Below are 19,425 nucleotides of genomic sequence, written 5' to 3'. Positions count from 1 at the left end.
GTAGTGTAAACACGCGTACAAACCCCTCTTCTTTGAGGACAAGAATCTAAAGCAACCGATTTACTCTTCTTAGTTATCTGAGTTCTTCCTGTTCTTACTAATTGTTGAATTGTTGGCATAATTAATACTAAAAATTATTATGTAATTTACTTCCCGCTTTTTACGGGGTTGCAAATGTATAAATTATTTTTAACTCTACAAACGTTAATCCATTAATTTTCAACAAGATTATTTCATCTTTTGATTTTATTGACAAACAGATGATATTTGCATTACTTTTATAAAAAATATTCTTTTTGAAACAGTTACTTACTTTCTTTTTTTTAATTGGTTGTGCTTTTTCAGCATCTTGCCAAAATTTTCATTTAGTTTTAAATGGAAATACCACAATGGAAAAAAGAATAATTGACTCTTTAGGCTACGAACCAAAACACTCAAATGCAAAATCCGTTAAGGATGAAGTGAATAGTATTTCAGAAAAACTATCTCAAATTGGATATATAGAAAATGAAATCATTGATTTAAAAAAGAAAAACGACACTACTTATATTGGATCATTTTCGATTGGAAAACAAATAAAATCAATACATCTATATATAAATGAGAATTCGACATTAAGTAGCTTTGTTACTTTAACAAAAAAAGACAGCTTAATCATTCCTTATGTAGAAGTAGAAAGTTTTCTAAGTCAAACCTTAAAAAAAGCAGAACAAAAAGGATACGCCTTAACGAAATTACAATTAGTCAATATCAGAAATACTGGAAACAAGATTTATGCTGAACTTGATTTCACTTCAGATAAAGTACGCATTATAAATTCAATTGTAGCAAAATACGCAATCGAAAACAAAACACCAGTATTACCAAAAGGACATCTTAAACAACTCAACACAAAATACAAAAAACAAATCTTTAACAAAAACACAGTACAAAAAATTTATACAGATATTCAAAAGTTCCGATTCATAAATCAAATCAAATATCCCGAAACATTACTTCTAAAAGACAGCACCAAAGTATATGTCTATATAGAAAAAAGAAGGTCTAATAATTTTGATGGATTTATCGGATTCAACACCAACGATAACAACAAAGTTGTTTTCAACGGCTATCTTGACTTAACACTCGAAAACACACTAAAAGCAGGAGAACAATTATCACTATACTGGAAAAGCACTGGGAATGACCAAACAACCTTCAGAACAAATCTTGAGATCCCATATATTTTCAATACTAATATTGGAATAAAAGCCCAAATAAACATATTCAAACAAGATAGTATTTTTCAAAACACTAAGACATCATTCGATGTTGGCTACCTCATTAATTACAATACTCGTATTTACTTTGGCTACCAATCTACAGAATCAAGTGATATTCAAAACACGAACAGTAGCAGCATCCAAGACTACGACAATTCATTCTTAACTTCAAATATAGAATACAGCAAATATGATTACGATATTCCGTTATTTCCTGACAAAAGCAAGGTGTCATTAACAACGGGCTTTGGAAAAAGAAACAACAACACGGCACTGACTACTGAATCCAATAATCAATATTACATTGACTTAAAAGCTTCACATACAATTGAAATCAATAAAAAAAATTTCTTTAATATATTGACCCAAAATTTTTATTTAAAAAGTGATAATTATTTAATCAATGAATTATACCGTTTTGGAGGAATCAATTCCATTAGAGGATTTTCTGAAAATAGTTTACAAGCACAATACATGAGCTCAATTATGACTGAGTACCGATTTATAGCTTCCCCTAACTTGTATCTTCACTCTATTTTTGATTACTGCATCTACAAAGACCCCTTTTCTATACCAAATAAAACCGAAAACCTTACTGGAATCGGTATAGGTATTGGATTACAAACAAAAAACGGATTGTTAAAAATTGCCTTTGCCAACGGAATTGATAAAAATCAGAAAACAGAATTCAACAATACTATAATTAGTATTAATTTTAATATTAAGTTTTAAAAAGTCTAAAAAACAGAGCACATATTAGGAAAGTTAACAAATTATTAAGAATTTTGAACCACTAATTCAAAATTTTTTAAAATGAAAATAAAACTAACTAGAGTCCTTATAGTCTCTCTTTTGTTTATAATGCAATATACTTTTGCACAAGAGAGAATAATTACAGGAATCACACTTGACGAAACTGGACTTCCTATACCGAATGTAAGTGTTTTAAATAAAAAGACTCAAGTAAGGACACAAACAAATCTCGATGGTAAATTCACTATCAAAGCAGCCCCAAGTCAAACTTTAGTTTTTAGTTTTATTGGAATGAAATCCCAAGAGTTAAAAACTACGACTACAAATCTCTCTGTAGTGCTAATTGGAGACGCTATCGAACTAGAATCCGTAACCGCTCTAGGTATAAAAAGAAAATCTAAAGAATTAGGATACGCCGTTAGCTCAATAAAACCAACTGATATAACCGAGAACTCTGAACCTGATTTATTACGTTCTATGAATGGAAAAGTGGCTGGAGTAAACATAAACATTTCTTCTGGAGTAGCTGGAGCCGCGAACCAAATCACCATTAGAGGAGTTAACTCTTTCACTAAAGAAACTCAACCTTTATTTATTGTTGATGGAATACGCTACAACAATACATCAATTGCTACATCAAACCAGACTAATAGTGGTGGAGATTACGAATCGGCTATATCCAGTTTAGACCCAAACAATATTTCCTCCATAAACATACTTAAAAGCGCAGCAGCCTCTGCTTTATACGGTTCAAGAGCTGTGAATGGAGTGGTTATCATCACAACAAAAACAGGAGCTACAGATGGAAAAACAAACAATAAGCTCAATGTAAATATAACTTCTGGATTTTACACTGATAACATAGGCAACTTACCCGAATATCAAAACAAATACGGAGCTGGCACAAGCTTTAGATACGACGCTGCTGCAAATGGCTCTTGGGGACCTGCATTTGGAAAATCAGGGAGCATTTATGGACTAAATAATGACGGGACAATTCCTACTTGGTCAGATGTACTTGCAATTGCGCCTGAATTAGGTTCGACTATTCCGTATGTTGCAAAACCCAACAACGTTAAAGACTTATTTAAAACAGGAGTCGTTTATGATAACTCAATAGGATTTAATTACTCTGGTAAAGATGGAAACTTCAATACCACTATTTCCAATTTAAATCAAAACAGCTATATACCATTTAACGTATACGACAGAACATCCATCGCCATGGGAGGGAATTTCAAAATAGGAAACAAGCTTACCATGGGAGCTAACATGAGCTATTCAAAGACTACTCAAAATAGTCCGTTTTTTGGAAATCCTTATTCAGCTGACGAATCAGCTTCTTCATCTTTTGCTAGAACACTGTTCATGGCTAGAAACTGGGATTTGAATTTACCTTATGAAAACCCAACAACAGGAGGATCTGTTACACCAATTGGAAGACAATTTGACCACCCTTTATGGTCTTGGGAACATGACAAAATCACATCTAAGACAAATAGAACCGTTGCAGGGATTAATTTAGATTACACATTTAGCAATCATTTTTCTAGTTCCTATCGATTTGGCTTCAACAGGTATACTTTAGAACGAAATGAAATAAGAGACAAAAACTCAATTGCCTATAGCGGTGTTGGATTTTTAGTAAACGATCAATTTACTAATGAAGATATTGAATCCACCTTATTATTTAACATCAACTATAAACTTACTGACAACCTTGGACTAACTACCATATTAGGAAATAATATTTTGCAAACAAATACTTCTAGAATTGCATTTTCAGGTAGAGATATTATTATACCTGAATTATTTACATTAAGAAACTTTAAAAATATCTCTAATTTAGTAGACAAAGGAGACCGTTATCGCAACGTAGGTCTATTTGCTGATATCACAATATCGTACAAAGACTACTTATTTCTTAATGCAGCTGGAAGAAACGATTATTCCTCTTCACTACCTATAGATAACAATTCCTATTTCTATTCATCAATTAATTCGTCATTAATTATTACCGAAGCATTCCATATTGAAAGTGATATTTTGACATTTGCTAAATTGAGAGCTAGTTATGCAAAAGTAGGAAATGATGCCTCAGCAGAATTTTTAAATAATACTTATAAATTAAACAATTCCTACAACAACAATCCTTCAGTAGGAAATCGCACTACTCTATCTAATCCAAATATCAAACCAGAGTTTACACACGAATATGAAATTGGAACAGAAATAGAACTATTCAATAGGCGCATTGCATTAGACCTAAGTTTATACAGTAAAAAGACCACCAATCTTATTACATCCATTAGCACACCTACTTCAACAGGATACGCCGTTTATAATACTAACATTGGCGAAATGAAAAACAAAGGAATAGAAATAGGATTAACTCTTGTGCCAATTAAAACTTCAAATTTCAGCTGGTCTTTATTTACCACTTTTACTAAAAACAAAAACGAAGTAGTTGAAATTGCTGAAGGTTTCGAAAGAACTGAAATCACAACTTACAATCAAAATGCTAAAGACGAAACGTATATTCCTCAAGTAGGATATATCATAAAAGGACAACCTTACGGCGTTTTTTATGGAACTAAATTTGCAAGAGACAATGAAGGTAATTATTTAATTGACCCTTCATCAGGAGGAATTTTAGCTGATACACAAGCTGGAATTATTGGAAACCCAAATGCAGATTTTAAAATGAGTTTCATCAATACTTTTACATATAAAGGTTTTTCCCTAAGAACTCAATTTGACTGGAAAAAAGGAGGTGATTTCAAATCTGGAACTATCGAAAGTTTATTAGGCAGAGGAGTTACCAAAGACACTGAAGATAGAGAACACACTTATATTATTCCAGGCTATTATGGAAACAGTGATGGCACAGTGATGACAGATGGTAACGGACAAAAAATTTCTAATACCACACAAATAACAACAAATGATTTGTATTTTTCACCTTCAACAAACGGAAATACCTTTGGACTTAATAGTGTTGATGAAGCAAGCATATATGACGGAACCGTATATCGTTTAAGAGAAGCTAGCCTTACTTATGATCTACCTTCAAAATTATTAAAACAATCAGCATTTGGAAAAATAAGCTTCAGTATTATCGGGAGTAACTTATGGTATTTTGCTCCAAATGTTCCGAAATACACCAATTTTGACCCTGAAATTGCAAGTTTCGGATCAGCAAAACTGCAAGGAATTGAAATCACATCAGCACCAACTTCTCGAAGATTTGGATTCAAGATTAATGTAACTTTCTAAACAAAACAGCATGAAACTCATAAACACCATAATAAATAACAAATCTATATTGATTTTATTATTATCATCAATAGTACTTATCAGCTGCAACGACTACCTCGATGTTGATACTGACAAAGACAATCCCACGATAGCACCGTTAAACTACCTACTAACAAATACTCAAACAAACTTAAATGAAGTAACGAACTTTCAAAAAAACTCAGGAGATATTTTAGCTGTTTACACACATCAAATGACTTCCAGAAACGAAGAAGATCAATATGGCACAAAACAAAACAATCCTGTAGTAGCAAATGACTGGAATAATATATACCTAACTTTTACCGACTTAGAAACACTCATCAAACAAGGGAAAGAATCTAATGACTTTATATATGTAGGGATTGCTCAACTTGAAAAAGCCTATTTAATGTCAATAGCGGTTGATTTATGGGGAGATATTCCTTATAGTGAAGCTATACAATTGAAAGACGGTATCATCACTCCAAAATTTGATGACCAAAAAGAAATATACGCTACAATTCTTCAATTAATCGAACTAGGTAAAACAAATATCAAAACAAATAAAGGACTAAAACCAAAATTAGACGATTTGATTTATGGTGGTAAGACTGAAAAATGGATTCGATTTGCAAATACATTTAAACTAAAATTATACAATCAAATCCGTTTAACTCCTTTATTCAATCAAACCGATTTTGATGCTTTGTTATCTGAAAATAATTTTTTCAATTCGATGGAGGATGATTTTCAGTTTACACAAACAGCAAATACAACCCCTACCGACGAAAGAAATAGATTGTTTCTAGAGTCTTATAACGCAACCCAGTTCTCAACATACATCAGCCCTTGGTTCTATGAAATTATGATGGGCATGAATCCTACTATCCATAAAAATAATAAAGATCCCCGATTAAGTTATTATTTCTTCAACCAATTAAAACCGGGAGTTTTGCCAACAGAATTAGGAGACCCTATTACTGGAAATCCAAAAGCAGATTATTGGGATAGTGATACTGGTTTCTTTAGTATTCGTTTTGGCAGTCAAGGTCCTTGGAAAGATTTTAGCACAGAAAAATCGTATACCTATCCTGGGGTTTTTCCTTGCGGAGGAAGATATGATGATGGACAAGGTGGTGTTGTAAAAATTACTTCGGCAACAGGTATTGCTCCCCACCGAATACTAACTTATGATGAGTTTTTATACATTCAAGCCGAGTTGATACTAGAAGAAAAAATATCAGGAAATACTTCCGATGCACTCAGCAAAGCTGTAAAAGCTAGTTTTGCAAAAGTCGATCAGGTGGTTTCTTTAAATAAATCCACTCAAACCATCCCTAAGTTAATTGGTTCTCCTGAAGTTGACACTTTCTTAATTAATATTACAAATGAATTCAACAATGCTGCAGATAAGAATAAGAAACTTGAAATTATAATGACTCAAAAATGGGTAGCCACTTTTGGTGATCCTACTGATCAATATAGTGATTATAGAAGAACCGGTTTTCCAGTTTTGGCAAATCCAAATAGCACTAGTAAAGAGTACCAACTGGACAATGGGAATGGTTTTCCAATTAATGATTTTGAGACTACCTTACAAAACCCTTACCAATTGTCTTTATACTGGCCTTTAAGTGAATTAAACTCGAATAAAAAAGCACCCACTCAAAAAACACCTGGTAGCTATAAAATATTTTGGGACAACTAATAAATTGAAATAAAGACTATGAAAAACATATATAAAACATTCGCTTTATTAGCATTTATCCTGCTAACTCTATCTTGTGAGAATGATGGAGGTGATTCTAAAATAGCAACACAATATGGTGCTGTTATCAATATTCAAAAGTTGCCTTCAACTGATGCTTTCATCAACTTAGTATCAATTGAAAACAATGAAAATATTAACCTAGGCGTTTCAATAGACCTTGCCCTAGGAGATATTGCTTCAATTGATGTCATAGGGATCTACATAAAAAAAGATGGAACTACACTAAAAGGAAAATTCATAACAGAAATTAAAAACCTTCCGTATTCAATAAATATTACTCAAAAAGAGATTATTGATGCTTTTAAAGATATAAATAATTCTAGCGATTTACAAATTGGTGATAAACTTGCCATTAGTGCAGAAATAACACTTAAAGATGGAAGAAAACTAAATTTATTAAATGATGATGGAAGTAGTAATTTTTCTCCTAAAATTGAAAACAGCAATACTTACAAAAATTATCAAATATACAATGTATCCTGTCCATCATCTTTAGGGGGCACTTACGAATACAGTACCACTAACGCTGGTGAGCAGGGTGGGTATTTTACTGATGAAATACGTACTGGAAATGTAACTTTTGAAGACCAAGGGGGTGGAATTTACACTATCTCAGACATTACTTTTGGCGGATGGGCATTACTTTATGGCCCTAGTGAAGGAGAAGCAAAAGGAGTAAAACTTGTAGACATTTGTAATACTCTATCATTAACAGGAACGGACAAATGGGGTGATATTTTTCTTCTTACTAATTTGACTATTAATGGTAACAAGATGTCTTTTCATTGGGAAAATGATTATGGAGAATATGGGGACACTACCTTAAAAAGAACTGACGGAACTAGTTGGCCGAGTTTAAAATTATAAATAAATTATCATAACCAAAAAACCATCCTAAAACGGATGGTTTTTTTATATATTTGCACCATGGAAAAAGAACATCAAATTTTTGGGATTAGAGCGATAATCGAAGCGATTCAAGCTGGTGCAACAGTTGATAAAGTATATATTCAGAAAGAAGCCAGTGGCGAATTGATGAAAGACTTAATGAAAGTGATGAAACGTGGCAACATTAATTTTTCCTATGTTCCCGTTGAAAAATTAAATCGATTAACGCCTAACAATCATCAAGGTGCAGTAGCTAGCATCTCTCCTATTTCGTTTTTTGATTTAGAAACATTGATTGAAACGGTTGTTGAAAACGGAAAAGCACCTTTGTTTTTAATCTTGGATCAAATATCAGATGCCCGTAACTTTGGTGCCATTATCCGTACTGCAGAATGTACTGGTGTCAATGGAATCATTGTTCAAAAGTCAGGTTCAGCTCCTGTAAATGGAGACACCGTTAAAACATCAGCTGGTGCTGTATTTAATATTCCTATTTGTAAAGTAGAGCATATAAAAGACGCTATTTTCTTGTTGCAAGCCAGTGGCATCAAAACCGTAGCCGCTACTGAAAAAACAGACCAAAATATTTATGATGTTTCGCTAAAAGAAGGTGTAGCGATCATCATGGGATCAGAAGATCGTGGAGTAAATCCGTCAGTTCTTAAAATAGTTGATGAAAAAGCTAAATTACCTATGTTCGGAACTATCGGTTCTTTGAATGTATCAGTTGCTTGTGGTGCTTTTTTATATGAGGCCGTAAGACAACGAAATTAAAATTTAGGAATTGGGATTTTTTGGAATTAGGATTTTAATAAATAGCCGTTTAGATTGAAATAACAATAGAGAAAACGAATTAGGACTCCGGTTCTGATTCGTTTTTTTCGGTTACGATGATTTCGTAGCTCACATTCCAATCAGAATAAAAATAATTTTCTTCGGGTTCTGGAATAGGAAGATTAACAAAATTGCCATTGGCATCAAAACGTTGCATAAACTTATCTTTTGAGACATCATAATCTGGCTGTTCCCAGTCGTATTTTATCACTTTTTGATATTCATACTCGGGTGTTTTATTGACAATTGCTAAAATTAAACCTGAAATAAAACCAGCCAAATGTCCTTCCCACGAAATCACTTCATCTACTTTTGGAAAAACATACCAAACCATTCCGCCGTAAACGACAATCACAGTCAGTGACAAGGCAACAAGTCGGTAGTATTTTGTAAAAACACCTTTAAAAAAAATAAAGCTAAACAAAACATAAATCAATCCACTAGCCCCTACATGATAGCTTGGTCTCCCGATCAACCATGTTCCGATTCCTGATAGCAAAACACCATAAATTAAAACCGAGGGAGAAAGTTTTGCATAAAAAAACTGAAGTGCCGCCAGCAACACCAATAAAGGCAATGAATTATTATACAAATGACTCAAATCAGCATGAATGAACGGACTAAAAATTACCCCTTGCAGTCCTGAAAAAGTTCTTGGATAGATTCCGTTTTCGATAAAATCAAAATCATAGCGAATTTCCAACCAATATATAATCCACAAAAGAAGCACGAAAAAAAGTGGCAACGCAAGTACAGCTGTGGAGTATTTGAAATTTTTATCCATGTTTTTTTTTAAATAAGTAGGAAAGCAAATAGGATTCCAAAACCAATATAATGCTATTTTGTCAGGATTAAAAGAAATACCAATATGAAAAATGATTTTATTGTAACGCATCTGTTTTTAGCCCATATCGAAACGGCATCCTTTTGTGTTTGTCTTAGCAAACACAAAAGATATAGTGGAGAGCTGGAATAGCTCCTAAAATATAAAATGCTTAATTTTACAAAATATTTTGATTTTGAATAAACGATTTTTGATTTAAAAATAAATGGAAGCACCATTAGCAGAACGTATTCGTCCACAAACTTTAGAAGATTATATAAGCCAGGCACACTTAGTGGGATCTAACGGTTCGTTAACACAACAAATTGCCAAAGGAATTATCCCGTCCTTATTATTATGGGGGCCTCCTGGAACTGGAAAAACAACTTTGGCACAAATTATTGCTCAGGAATCGAAACGTCCTTTTTATGTACTGAGTGCGATTAATTCTGGCGTGAAGGATATCCGGGAAGTAATTGATAAAGCAAAACAAAGTGGCGGTCTTTTTACCACTAAAAATCCCATTTTGTTTATCGATGAGATTCATCGTTTTAGTAAATCGCAACAAGATTCATTATTGGCAGCGGTTGAAAAAGGGTGGATTACTTTAATTGGTGCTACAACCGAGAATCCGAGTTTTGAGGTTATTCCCGCTTTATTATCTCGTTGTCAGGTGTATATTTTAAATCCGTTTACCAAAGAAGATTTGAATGCTCTATTGTTACGCGCTCTTAAAACGGATACGTATTTACAGACTAAAAATATCCAATTAGCAGAAACAGAGGCTTTGATGCGACTTTCGGGCGGTGATGGACGCAAACTATTAAATATTTTTGAATTAGTCATAAATGCCTCAGCAGGAGACGAAATTGTAATTACCAATAACAGAGTTTTAGAATTAGTACAGCAAAATACCGTTTTGTATGACAAAAGTGGCGAACAACATTACGATATTGTATCTGCATTTATCAAATCCATACGAGGAAGCGACCCAAATGGCGCTGTCTATTGGTTGGCTCGTATGATTGAAGGTGGCGAAGATGTGAAATTTATTGCCCGACGCATGCTTATCTTATCAAGTGAAGATATTGGGAATGCCAATCCTACGGCTCTAATCATGGCCAACAACACCTTTCAAGCAGTAACTACAATAGGCTATCCTGAAAGCCGAATTTTATTAAGTCAATGTGCTATTTACTTAGCTACTTCGCCTAAGAGTAATGCGAGTTATATGGCAATCAACCATGCGCAACAATTAGTAAAACAAACAGGAGACTTATCCGTTCCAATTCATTTGCGCAACGCACCAACCAAATTGATGAAGGAATTGGGTTATGGTGACGATTATAAATATTCACATGATTATGCTAATAATTTTGAGACGCAAGAATATTTACCAACGGAATTATCAGAAACAGTTTTATACAATCCAGGTCAAAATTCCCGAGAAAATACAACTCGAGAATTTTTAAAAAACCGTTGGAAAGATAAATATGGGTATTAGAATTTAACTGCAATTACTTCAGAAACTAAAACTCCATTTTGATAGGAATCAAAAACCCATTGATTATTTTTTAAATTCAAAACCCCTTGAATATCCCCTTTAAATGCAATAAATGAATTAGGGGTTCCTGTTTTCATTAATTTCATTACTACTTTTGGTGTTTTATCAATCAATTGAAAACCAGTTTCTGTAACCTGAGCATATAATATGTCCTGATTAGGATTATTAACAACAGAAGATACTGGCTCACTTGGTTGCGAAACAGCAATGGCTTCTACTTTATTTGTTTCTGCCGTAGAATTTGCAGCAATTTTACCATTGTATTTGTATTCTAATTTAAAAACCGATTGAAATGCATCTTCTAGTGCTTCTTTATAGGCTGTTCCAAAGTCTTTTTCTTTACTTTTTCCTACTTCAGATTTGTACACTACTTTACCATAGCAATCTTTGAATTCAAGATATAATTTGGTTATCAAAAAACCTGAGTCTTTAACTAAATCGACATTCAACAAGCTACAACGATTAGGGAAATCTGCCGAGAAATCTTTATTGGAATACATCGCTTTAAAACCAGCTTTTTCAAGATTGAATTTGGTAATAGTGGCCATTCTGTATTCATTTTCAGAATGCATAAAATCAAATTTTGTAGGAACGATAACTGCTACATAATCATTTACGGATTGAGCAAAAATAGCATTTGATAGTATAAAGAAAAGTAAAATTAATTTTGTTTTCATGACATTACAAGTATTTCTTAAGTTCTAATAAATGGTTAATTTGTTTAATATTCGTAAAGGTATCACTTTTATTTTCATTGAAGAGAATTGCATCTAAACCTACATCTAATGCCCCTTGAACATCAGCATCTAGTGAATCTCCAATCATTATACTCGATTCTTTATTGGCTTTCGCCAAATCCAAAGCGTATTCAAAAATCATGGGATTTGGTTTTTTTACCCCTGCCATTTCCGAATTGGTTATGGTTGTAAAATAAGGAGTTAACTTAGCATTATTCATTTTCTTATATTGTACTTCAGCAAAACCATTGGTAATAATATGAAGTTTATATTTAGATTTTAAATAATCCAAAATTTCAAAAGCACCATCAAAAAGATGATTATTCTCAGGTAATATATCAATGTACTGATCTGAAATTCGGTTGATTTCCACATCCGAAATAGAATAACCCAAAGCATCAAACGAATGCTTCAAACGGTTATAACGCAATTCCTCATGGGTTATTTTATTGTATTGAAACAATTTCCAACAAGATTGATTAATTGGGATATAAGCCTCAATAAAATTACCAATAGCAATGGAAGGATGACTTTCGTCAAAAATACATCCAAATGCCAATGCTGAATTTTTATCAAAATCCCAAAGCGTATGATCTAAATCAAAAAAAACATCTTTTATTATATTCCCTTTCATCTTTCCTTTTAAAATATTCCTTCATCAGCAAAACTAAAATAACTATTCTCAGTGACTATCAAATGATCTAAGACTTTTATTTCTAAACTTTCGCCAGCTGATTTTAATTTTCTCGTAATCTGTAAATCGGCATCACTGGGTTTTAAGGTTCCCGATGGATGATTGTGACATAAAATTAGAGCTACTGCTCCCAACTCCAGTGCATTTTTAAAAACCAACCGCACATCTACTAAAGTTCCTGTTATTCCTCCAATACTCAACTGCCGTTTAGCTATAATTTTATTCGAATTATTGAGATACAAAATCCAAAATTCCTCATGAGGCAATTCCCCAATAATGGGTTGCATGACTTCAAAAACTAATTTACTCGAAGTAACTTTGATTAATTCAATAGCATCCTCAGCTCTGCGTCTTCGTCCTAGTTCTAAGGCAGCAATAATACTGATTGCTTTGGCTTCGCCAATGCCTTTAAACTCCATTAATTGTTTCAATGAAAGTTTCCCTAGCGCATTCAAGTTCCCATTAACCGATTTTAAAATCCGTTTACTCAACTCCACCGCCGACTCATTACGACTTCCTGAACCTATTAAAATGGCAATCAATTCCGCATCACTCAAAACACTTTTACCTTTGTGCATTAACTTTTCACGAGGTTTATCGTCCTCAGACCAGTGCGTAATTGGGAAATGATGGTTTTCCATATATAAAAATTGCGGTTCGTTATTGCATCAAGCCTTTTACTTCATCAAAATTCAATCCACCGTAATTTCCTGAGCTCATTAACAATAAAGCCGAATTATCAAAATTCAATCCAAACAAATACTCTTTGAATTCCGCTGGGTTGGTGTAAATAATTAAATCTTTACGATTGAAAGCTGCAGCAATTTGCTCGTAACTTACTTCTTCCAATTGCTTTATTTTCACTGCATCAGGTGAGTAGAATACAACAGCAACATCCGCATGTTCTAGCGCCCCTTCGTATTCTTTCAAGAATTCAGCGTTCAAACTGCTATAAGTATGTAATTCCAAACAAGCTACTAAAGTTCTATCAGGATATTGTTCTTTGACAGCTTTGGTTGTTGCTGCCACTTTACTTGGTGAGTGTGCAAAATCTTTGTAGGCTACCTTCCCTTTTCCTTCGGCAATTTTCTCTAAACGTTTTGATGCCCCTTTGAAACTTGCAATAGCTTCGTAAAATTCGGCTTCATCAACGCCCATATTTTGACAAATCCATTTGGCTCCAGCCAAATTATTCAAATTATGTGCACCAAAAACTTCGATAGGCATATCTCCTTCGGGAGTTTCCAGTAAAGTTGTTCCATTTTCCACTTTATAATTAGGAGTTGAATATCCTAATTTGCGAATCGGATTGATGGCTGCTTCGGCTACGCGTTTAACTTCAGAATCATTTTCGTTGTACACTAAAATTCCGCCATTTGTAATTTTATTGATAAAAATTTCAAACTGTTCTACATAATTATCATAGGTAGGAAACACATTAATATGATCCCAAGCAATTCCTGAAATTAATGCTATATTAGGTTGATAAAGATGGAATTTGGGTCTTCTATCAATAGGAGAAGATAAATATTCATCACCTTCTAAAACTATAAAATCATTTTCTTCTGTAAGATGCACCATGGTATCAAAACCTTCTAACTGTGCTCCTACCATATAATCCACGGCAATATTATGATAATGCATTACATGTAAAATCATCGAAGTGATAGTTGTTTTACCATGTGAACCACCAATAACAACACGGGTTTTATTTTTAGATTGTTCGTATAAAAATTCAGGATATGAATAAATTTTAAGCCCTAATTCTTGTGCTTTTAACAATTCAGGATTATCCGCTTTAGCATGCATTCCTAGAATTACAGCTTCAATATCCGCTGTTATTTTCTCAGGAAACCAACCTAGTTCGGCAGGTAAGATTCCTTTTTTATCTAACCGAGACTTAGAGGGTTCAAAAATAGCATCATCACTTCCTGTAACTTGAGACCCTTTGTTATGTAATGCTAAAGCCAGGTTGTGCATAGCACTTCCACCTATGGCAATAAAATGTGTTTTCATTTATGATTATTCATTTATTTTAAGATCATTGATTCTTTAAAATCAATTAACTGATTTTTTATTTTCATATTCTTCCAAAATCAACTTGGCTTTTTCTGGATTTTCCATTTTGTTTTTGTACAAATTGGCTAGTTTTTGATAGGCTATTTTTGATCCACCTTCAGAAATTGCTTTTTTATAATAAACCTCCGCCGTTTTATATCGTTCGAAATACTCTTCAACACGTCCTCTTGATAAATAGCCATCTACAGGTGATATCATTAACAATTCATTAGAATATTTTAATGCTTTAGCCTCACTTCCTCCAACAAAACTTGGCAATCTTAAATAAAGCTCTACTAGAGCCCAACGTGCTTCAATATGTTTTTCATCTAATTCAATTGCCTTTTCAAAAGATTTTTTGATATCCGAAATCATCCCTAAAGCCTTAAACTTATTTACTCCAAGTGCTTTCATTCCTAAAGCACCACCATATTTATAGTGATAATTAGCTACAGACGCCTTTAAATCTCTTAATTTACTATAGTACATCAATGCTTTGTCCCAGTCCTTTTGACCTCCAGCAATATCACCTAATCTTTCAATAATTTTTAAATTATTCGGATTTGTTTTTAATAAAGCTTCGTATACTGACTGTGCTTGCTCGTATTTTTGATTATCAAAAAGCATTTGTGCTTTCTCAAAACTAGATTGAGCAAGCAACAAATAGGGAAATAAAAAGATCACTATATATTTCATTCTTCAAAAATAAGGAAAAAACTAAGCAATTACCATATTTTTTAAATAACCTCAACCATAAAATCAGCACCAAATCATAACATTTAAAAAAACTTAAAAAAACATTGCACTAACAAATAGCCACTACTTTAGTCGGATGAAATTAGATAGCTAAACAGTATCATAATAACTTGTTTACATTCTATTATAAAAAAACAAATGAAAATATTTTATGCGATCCAAGCCACTGGCAACGGACACATCAGTAGAGCTACGCAATTATATCCTTACTTAAAAAAATATGGTGAAGTAGATTTTTTTTTAAGTGGAAACAATGCTAGTCTAGACTTTAATTTACCTGTAAAATTCAAAAGCAAAGGATGTAGTTTATATTACAGTAAATGTGGAGGTCTCGATTACACAAACATCATTAAAAACATCAAACCACGTCAAATTTACAAAGATGCTGATATCTTACCTCTAAAAAATTACGATGTTGTTATCAACGATTTTGACTCGGTAACAGCTTTAGCATGCAGAATGCAAAAAGTACATTCGGTACAATTTGGACATCAAGCAAGTTTCATTTCGGGAAATACTCCAAGACCTGAAAAAAGGAGTTTAATGGGCGAATTTATTTTTAAAAATTATGCTCCCGCTCCTCAAAATATAGGATTGCATTTTGAGGCCTACGACTCCTTCATTCATCCGCCCATTATCAAGGACGAAATTGTAAATGCTACCCCAACAAATCTAAAACACATTACGGTTTACTTACCATCCTTTGATAAAGATTGTCTAGAAAAAGCGTTCAAATCAATAGCTGACGTGCAATTTCACTGGTTTTTGGACACGGTACAACAAGAACACACAATAGAAAACATCACTTATTTTCCTGTCAATCAAAAAAAGTTCAACAATAGCCTAATTACGTGTGAAGGAATCATTACAGGTGGTGGATTTGAAACCCCAGCTGAAGCTTTGTATCTAGGCAAAAAAATCTTATCTATTCCTATCAAAAAGCATTACGAACAAGAATGCAATGCTGCAGCACTTAAAAAACTAGGTGTCCCTGTGATTTATGATGTGGCTGATGATTTCAATACTATTATTGAAAACTGGTTGAATACAGATATTATCTATCCGAGAATGCGTGCAAATAATATTACTGAAACATTAGAATACTTATTTGATACTTATAAAAGATAATTTTTATTCAGACATAGCTATAAAAAGGAACACTGATTTCAGAAATATAAAAATTCATAAAATCTTAGTCAGCTTTGCGCATCCCTTGTGCTCTTTGTGTTTAAAATTTATACCTTTGAAACCGTAATAAAAAACGACAAAATGCATTTCATTTCACAAGATTTAGAAGATTATATTGAGCAACATTCAGAGAGAGAACCTGCTTTATTAGCAGCTTTAAACAAAGAAACCTATCAAAAAATATTATTACCAAGGATGTTGAGCGGCCATTTTCAAGGACGTGTTTTGAGTATGCTGGCTAAACTGATTCGTCCAGTTAATATTCTTGAAATTGGAACGTATACGGGCTATTCTGCTTTATGTTTGTGTGAAGGGATGCAGGAAAATGGTATTTTGCACACGATTGACATCAAAGAGGAATTGGTTGATTTTCAGCGTAAACATTTTGACAAATCTCCATGGAGTACGCAAATCGTGCAGCATTTGGGGGAAGCTACGGATGTCATTCCTACTTTAGCTATAAAATTTGATTTGGTTTTTATTGATGCTGATAAAGAAAATTATATCAACTATTTTGAGATGATTGTTCCTAAAATGAACAAAGGAGGTATCATACTATCTGACAATGTATTGTGGAGCGGAAAGGTTCTTGATGAAATTCACCCGAACGATCTCAGTACTAAAACCCTTGTTGAATACAATAATTTATTAAGAGATGACCCTAGAGTTGAAACGGTCTTACTACCGATACGTGATGGTCTAACGGTAAGTCGCATTTTATAATCTCACGACTTAGCCCAGATCGAAATGAAAATCCTTACTGCTGAAAATGGATTTTTTTCTTGGCTCAAAAGAGCGACCAGAGGAAGCTCCTTTTGAGGTATAGAAAAAACCATTTTTGGCAGTAAGATTGTAATGAAGCGCTGGAAACAGCTCCAAAATCTACAAAATAGGAAAATATTTAGCTTGTGCTAATTTATAGAATCTGTATACGATATACCCTGACAAAAGTCCGAATAAATAGCCACATAAAATATCTAACGGATAATGCAAGCCTAGATAAATACGACTATAAGCAAATACTAACGGCCATAGAAAAAGCAAATAAGTATGTTTGTAATATGGCTTTAAAATTTTATACAAAAACATGCAAACTGCCATACTATTTGCAGCATGACCAGAGAAAAAACTAAAAGTATCACTTGATTTCACCACTCGCATGATGGTATTGATATTTGGATTACTACAAGGTCGTAATCTTTCGACAGCATATTTAACCACATTTGTAAATTGGTCAGTCAATGTGACTATTAAAGCTACAAAAACCAACACAAAAAGCGTTTGTCTCATTCCAATTTTTTTATATATCAGATATAAAAAAATCAAAAATACAGGTGTCCAATTGGTTTGTTTTGTGATAAATAACCACAATCCGTCATATTTATCAGACCCTAATCCATTAAGAAAAAGAAACAGTTTTGTATCTAGTAAGAGTAATTTTTCGAGCATTACATTTGGCGTTTTACAGGACCTGTAACATCTTCAATATCCTCTTTTAATTTATTGGCATGGGTAACAGTATCACCTAAAATATCTTCGGTCGCTTTGTTTATTTGAGCATTAATACTTCCTGTCATATCCGTAAGAGACTTCGTATCCAAGCCATTTGAATCTACCCCTTTTTGGATTTCACTTTTGATATCATTAGTTGCATTCTTAACTTGCGCTATTGCTTTTCCCATTGTACGAGCTATCTCAGGCACTTTGTCAGCACCAAAAAGCATAAGCACGATAAACATGATAAACATTAACTCTCCTCCTCCTATACCAAACATAATTATTATATTTTATTCTGCAAAGATATTATATTTTGATTCCTTGTCTTTTAATTTTTTCATAAAATATCTTTCAAAGAATTACACCTGCACTATTTAATTTGTTATTATTTTTTTGAACTCTTTGTTTTTGTTTGTCAAAAAATCTAATAATTGAAATTCAGAATTAGATCCCATCAAAGTTCTTGATTTAGAATCATTCTCGCAGAAAACAAGAAACAATTTAATTTCGTCATCTTTTAACTTTAAGTTATTTGACAAAACCGAGTAATCAACGTGATGAATTACATAATCAGAAAAACTAGTCTCTTTATGGAAGTCCGTTTTTTCAGGATTTCTTTTTCTCAATGTATTTATAATACCTTTATAAATTCTGACAAAATCAGTTCCTTTATCAATGGTACCATCAGGGGTCATTGCTGAATTTTTAAGCGCTGACTTCTCATCTCCAAAGTATTGCAAATCGACATATCTTTGAGTATTTCCATTTATAGGACTCATATCCTTTCGTGCTTTTATGACAATCTCAGCTAATTCATTGGTAAAAACCTCTAGGGGCACAAAGATTTTGGGTTTAATAAAATCTTCCTCTGTAAGAACAATTCTTTTGGACTTAAAAACTAAACTCGAAAACACCAAAGTATCATTGACACTTGCCATCATTTCAAAAGACCCATAAACATTCACATTAGTTGCCGTATGATCTTTAGTATTAAAAACAATCACGTTTTCAACAGGAATTATATCATTTCGAACTTGTCCTTGGATGAGTTTGGCTTTTGCAATTTGAGCATAATTAAATTGACAAAAGAACACCATTAATAAGATACTAATTTTAGTTTTCATTTGAGACTGTATTTTAAGTTTATTTAAAAGTATATTTTTATAATTTCATGTATTCCATAAAGTTACGATTTTTACCGTAAAAAACCCTAGAAGAAACTTCGCTTTTAATCAAGAAATTCACAACTAAACAACAGCCCAAACACTTAGGTTATAAATAACACTACACTTATATATTATTAGTTTTTATAACTAATGAT

At 32.9% G+C, this 19,425-nt stretch carries 17 protein-coding genes and 1 pseudogene; 8 read left to right on the top strand and 10 right to left on the bottom strand.

The window, feature by feature from the left end; genetic code table 11:
* Positions 1-119, bottom strand: a pseudogene (locus tag WBQ70_RS05590) (30S ribosomal protein S12); the annotation flags it as partial.
* A 270-nt stretch (positions 120-389) separates the two neighbouring features.
* Here WBQ70_RS05590 and WBQ70_RS05585 point away from each other — a divergent pair.
* From WBQ70_RS05585 to rlmB, 5 genes are all read left to right on the top strand, one after another.
* Positions 390-1,994: a hypothetical protein gene (locus WBQ70_RS05585; protein WP_423911538.1), complete on the top strand. Its 1,605-nt coding sequence runs from the start codon at positions 390-392 to the stop codon at positions 1,992-1,994.
* 81 nt (positions 1,995-2,075) lie between these two features.
* Complete coding sequence (locus WBQ70_RS05580) at positions 2,076-5,291, top strand: SusC/RagA family TonB-linked outer membrane protein (RefSeq protein WP_423911537.1); 3,216 nt, start codon at positions 2,076-2,078, stop codon at positions 5,289-5,291.
* 10 nt (positions 5,292-5,301) lie between these two features.
* On the top strand, positions 5,302-7,002 hold the full coding sequence (locus WBQ70_RS05575) for a SusD/RagB family nutrient-binding outer membrane lipoprotein (protein ID WP_423911535.1): 1,701 nt from the start codon (positions 5,302-5,304) through the stop codon (positions 7,000-7,002).
* Between the two features lie 18 nt (positions 7,003-7,020).
* Complete coding sequence (locus tag WBQ70_RS05570) at positions 7,021-7,932, top strand: hypothetical protein (protein ID WP_423911534.1); 912 nt, start codon at positions 7,021-7,023, stop codon at positions 7,930-7,932.
* 60 nt (positions 7,933-7,992) lie between these two features.
* A complete protein-coding gene (rlmB, locus tag WBQ70_RS05565; RefSeq protein ID WP_423911532.1) occupies positions 7,993-8,727 on the top strand; it encodes a 23S rRNA (guanosine(2251)-2'-O)-methyltransferase RlmB in 735 nt (244 codons plus the stop codon).
* A 79-nt stretch (positions 8,728-8,806) separates the two neighbouring features.
* Here the strand turns inward: rlmB and WBQ70_RS05560 are convergent, their stop codons facing one another.
* Positions 8,807-9,571: a rhomboid family intramembrane serine protease gene (locus tag WBQ70_RS05560; protein ID WP_423911540.1), complete on the bottom strand. Its 765-nt coding sequence runs from the start codon at positions 9,569-9,571 to the stop codon at positions 8,807-8,809.
* A 265-nt stretch (positions 9,572-9,836) separates the two neighbouring features.
* On the opposite strand from WBQ70_RS05560, the gene WBQ70_RS05555 reads away from it, so the two are divergent.
* A complete protein-coding gene (locus WBQ70_RS05555) occupies positions 9,837-11,114 on the top strand; it encodes a replication-associated recombination protein A (protein ID WP_423911530.1) in 1,278 nt (425 codons plus the stop codon).
* On the opposite strand, the gene WBQ70_RS05550 is transcribed toward WBQ70_RS05555, so the two are convergent.
* The 5 genes from WBQ70_RS05550 to WBQ70_RS05530 are packed head-to-tail and all read right to left on the bottom strand — an operon-like array spanning position 11,111 to position 15,359.
* Positions 11,111-11,851 (bottom strand): hypothetical protein, encoded by a 741-nt coding sequence (locus tag WBQ70_RS05550; protein WP_423911528.1) that lies wholly within the window; start codon positions 11,849-11,851, stop codon positions 11,111-11,113. The genes WBQ70_RS05555 and WBQ70_RS05550 overlap by 4 nt on opposite strands.
* A 4-nt stretch (positions 11,852-11,855) precedes the next feature.
* Positions 11,856-12,545: a YjjG family noncanonical pyrimidine nucleotidase gene (locus WBQ70_RS05545; protein WP_423911526.1), complete on the bottom strand. Its 690-nt coding sequence runs from the start codon at positions 12,543-12,545 to the stop codon at positions 11,856-11,858.
* A gap of 8 nt (positions 12,546-12,553) precedes the next feature.
* Positions 12,554-13,246 carry a RadC family protein gene (gene radC / locus WBQ70_RS05540; RefSeq protein ID WP_423911524.1) on the bottom strand — a complete coding sequence of 231 codons (693 nt, stop codon included), beginning with the start codon at positions 13,244-13,246 and terminating at the stop codon, positions 12,554-12,556.
* Between the two features lie 19 nt (positions 13,247-13,265).
* A complete protein-coding gene (locus tag WBQ70_RS05535) occupies positions 13,266-14,621 on the bottom strand; it encodes a UDP-N-acetylmuramate--L-alanine ligase (RefSeq protein ID WP_423911523.1) in 1,356 nt (451 codons plus the stop codon).
* A gap of 42 nt (positions 14,622-14,663) precedes the next feature.
* Complete coding sequence (locus WBQ70_RS05530; RefSeq protein WP_423911521.1) at positions 14,664-15,359, bottom strand: tetratricopeptide repeat protein; 696 nt, start codon at positions 15,357-15,359, stop codon at positions 14,664-14,666.
* 198 nt (positions 15,360-15,557) lie between these two features.
* Between WBQ70_RS05530 and WBQ70_RS05525 the strand changes: the two genes are divergently transcribed.
* Together WBQ70_RS05525 and WBQ70_RS05520 are read left to right on the top strand one after the other, a co-directional pair.
* Positions 15,558-16,547 (top strand): glycosyltransferase family protein, encoded by a 990-nt coding sequence (locus WBQ70_RS05525; RefSeq protein WP_423911520.1) that lies wholly within the window; start codon positions 15,558-15,560, stop codon positions 16,545-16,547.
* A 141-nt stretch (positions 16,548-16,688) separates the two neighbouring features.
* The gene (locus tag WBQ70_RS05520; protein ID WP_423911518.1) at positions 16,689-17,330 is read left to right on the top strand and encodes an O-methyltransferase; all 642 of its coding nucleotides are present in this window, start codon (positions 16,689-16,691) and stop codon (positions 17,328-17,330) included.
* Positions 17,331-17,489: 159 nt separating this feature from the next.
* Here the strand turns inward: WBQ70_RS05520 and WBQ70_RS05515 are convergent, their stop codons facing one another.
* The 3 genes from WBQ70_RS05515 to WBQ70_RS05505 form a co-directional block, all read right to left on the bottom strand.
* Positions 17,490-18,056, bottom strand: a complete 567-nt coding sequence (locus tag WBQ70_RS05515; RefSeq protein WP_423911516.1) for a phosphatase PAP2 family protein — start codon at positions 18,054-18,056, stop codon at positions 17,490-17,492.
* Entirely contained in the window at positions 18,056-18,382 is a 327-nt protein-coding gene (locus WBQ70_RS05510; RefSeq protein ID WP_423911514.1) for a Sec-independent protein translocase subunit TatA/TatB, read from the bottom strand. Before WBQ70_RS05510 ends, WBQ70_RS05515 begins: the two co-directional genes overlap by 1 nt.
* Positions 18,383-18,478: 96 nt before the next feature.
* On the bottom strand, positions 18,479-19,228 hold the full coding sequence (locus tag WBQ70_RS05505; protein WP_423911512.1) for a hypothetical protein: 750 nt from the start codon (positions 19,226-19,228) through the stop codon (positions 18,479-18,481).
* Between the last annotated feature and the right edge of the window lie 197 nt (positions 19,229-19,425).

Source organism: Flavobacterium sp. (assembly GCF_049590715.1).
Taxonomy (GTDB): Bacteria; Bacteroidota; Bacteroidia; order Flavobacteriales; family Flavobacteriaceae; genus Flavobacterium.
The sequence above is the reverse complement of the archived record's forward strand: the minus strand, read 5'-3'. Positions and strand labels throughout refer to the sequence as shown.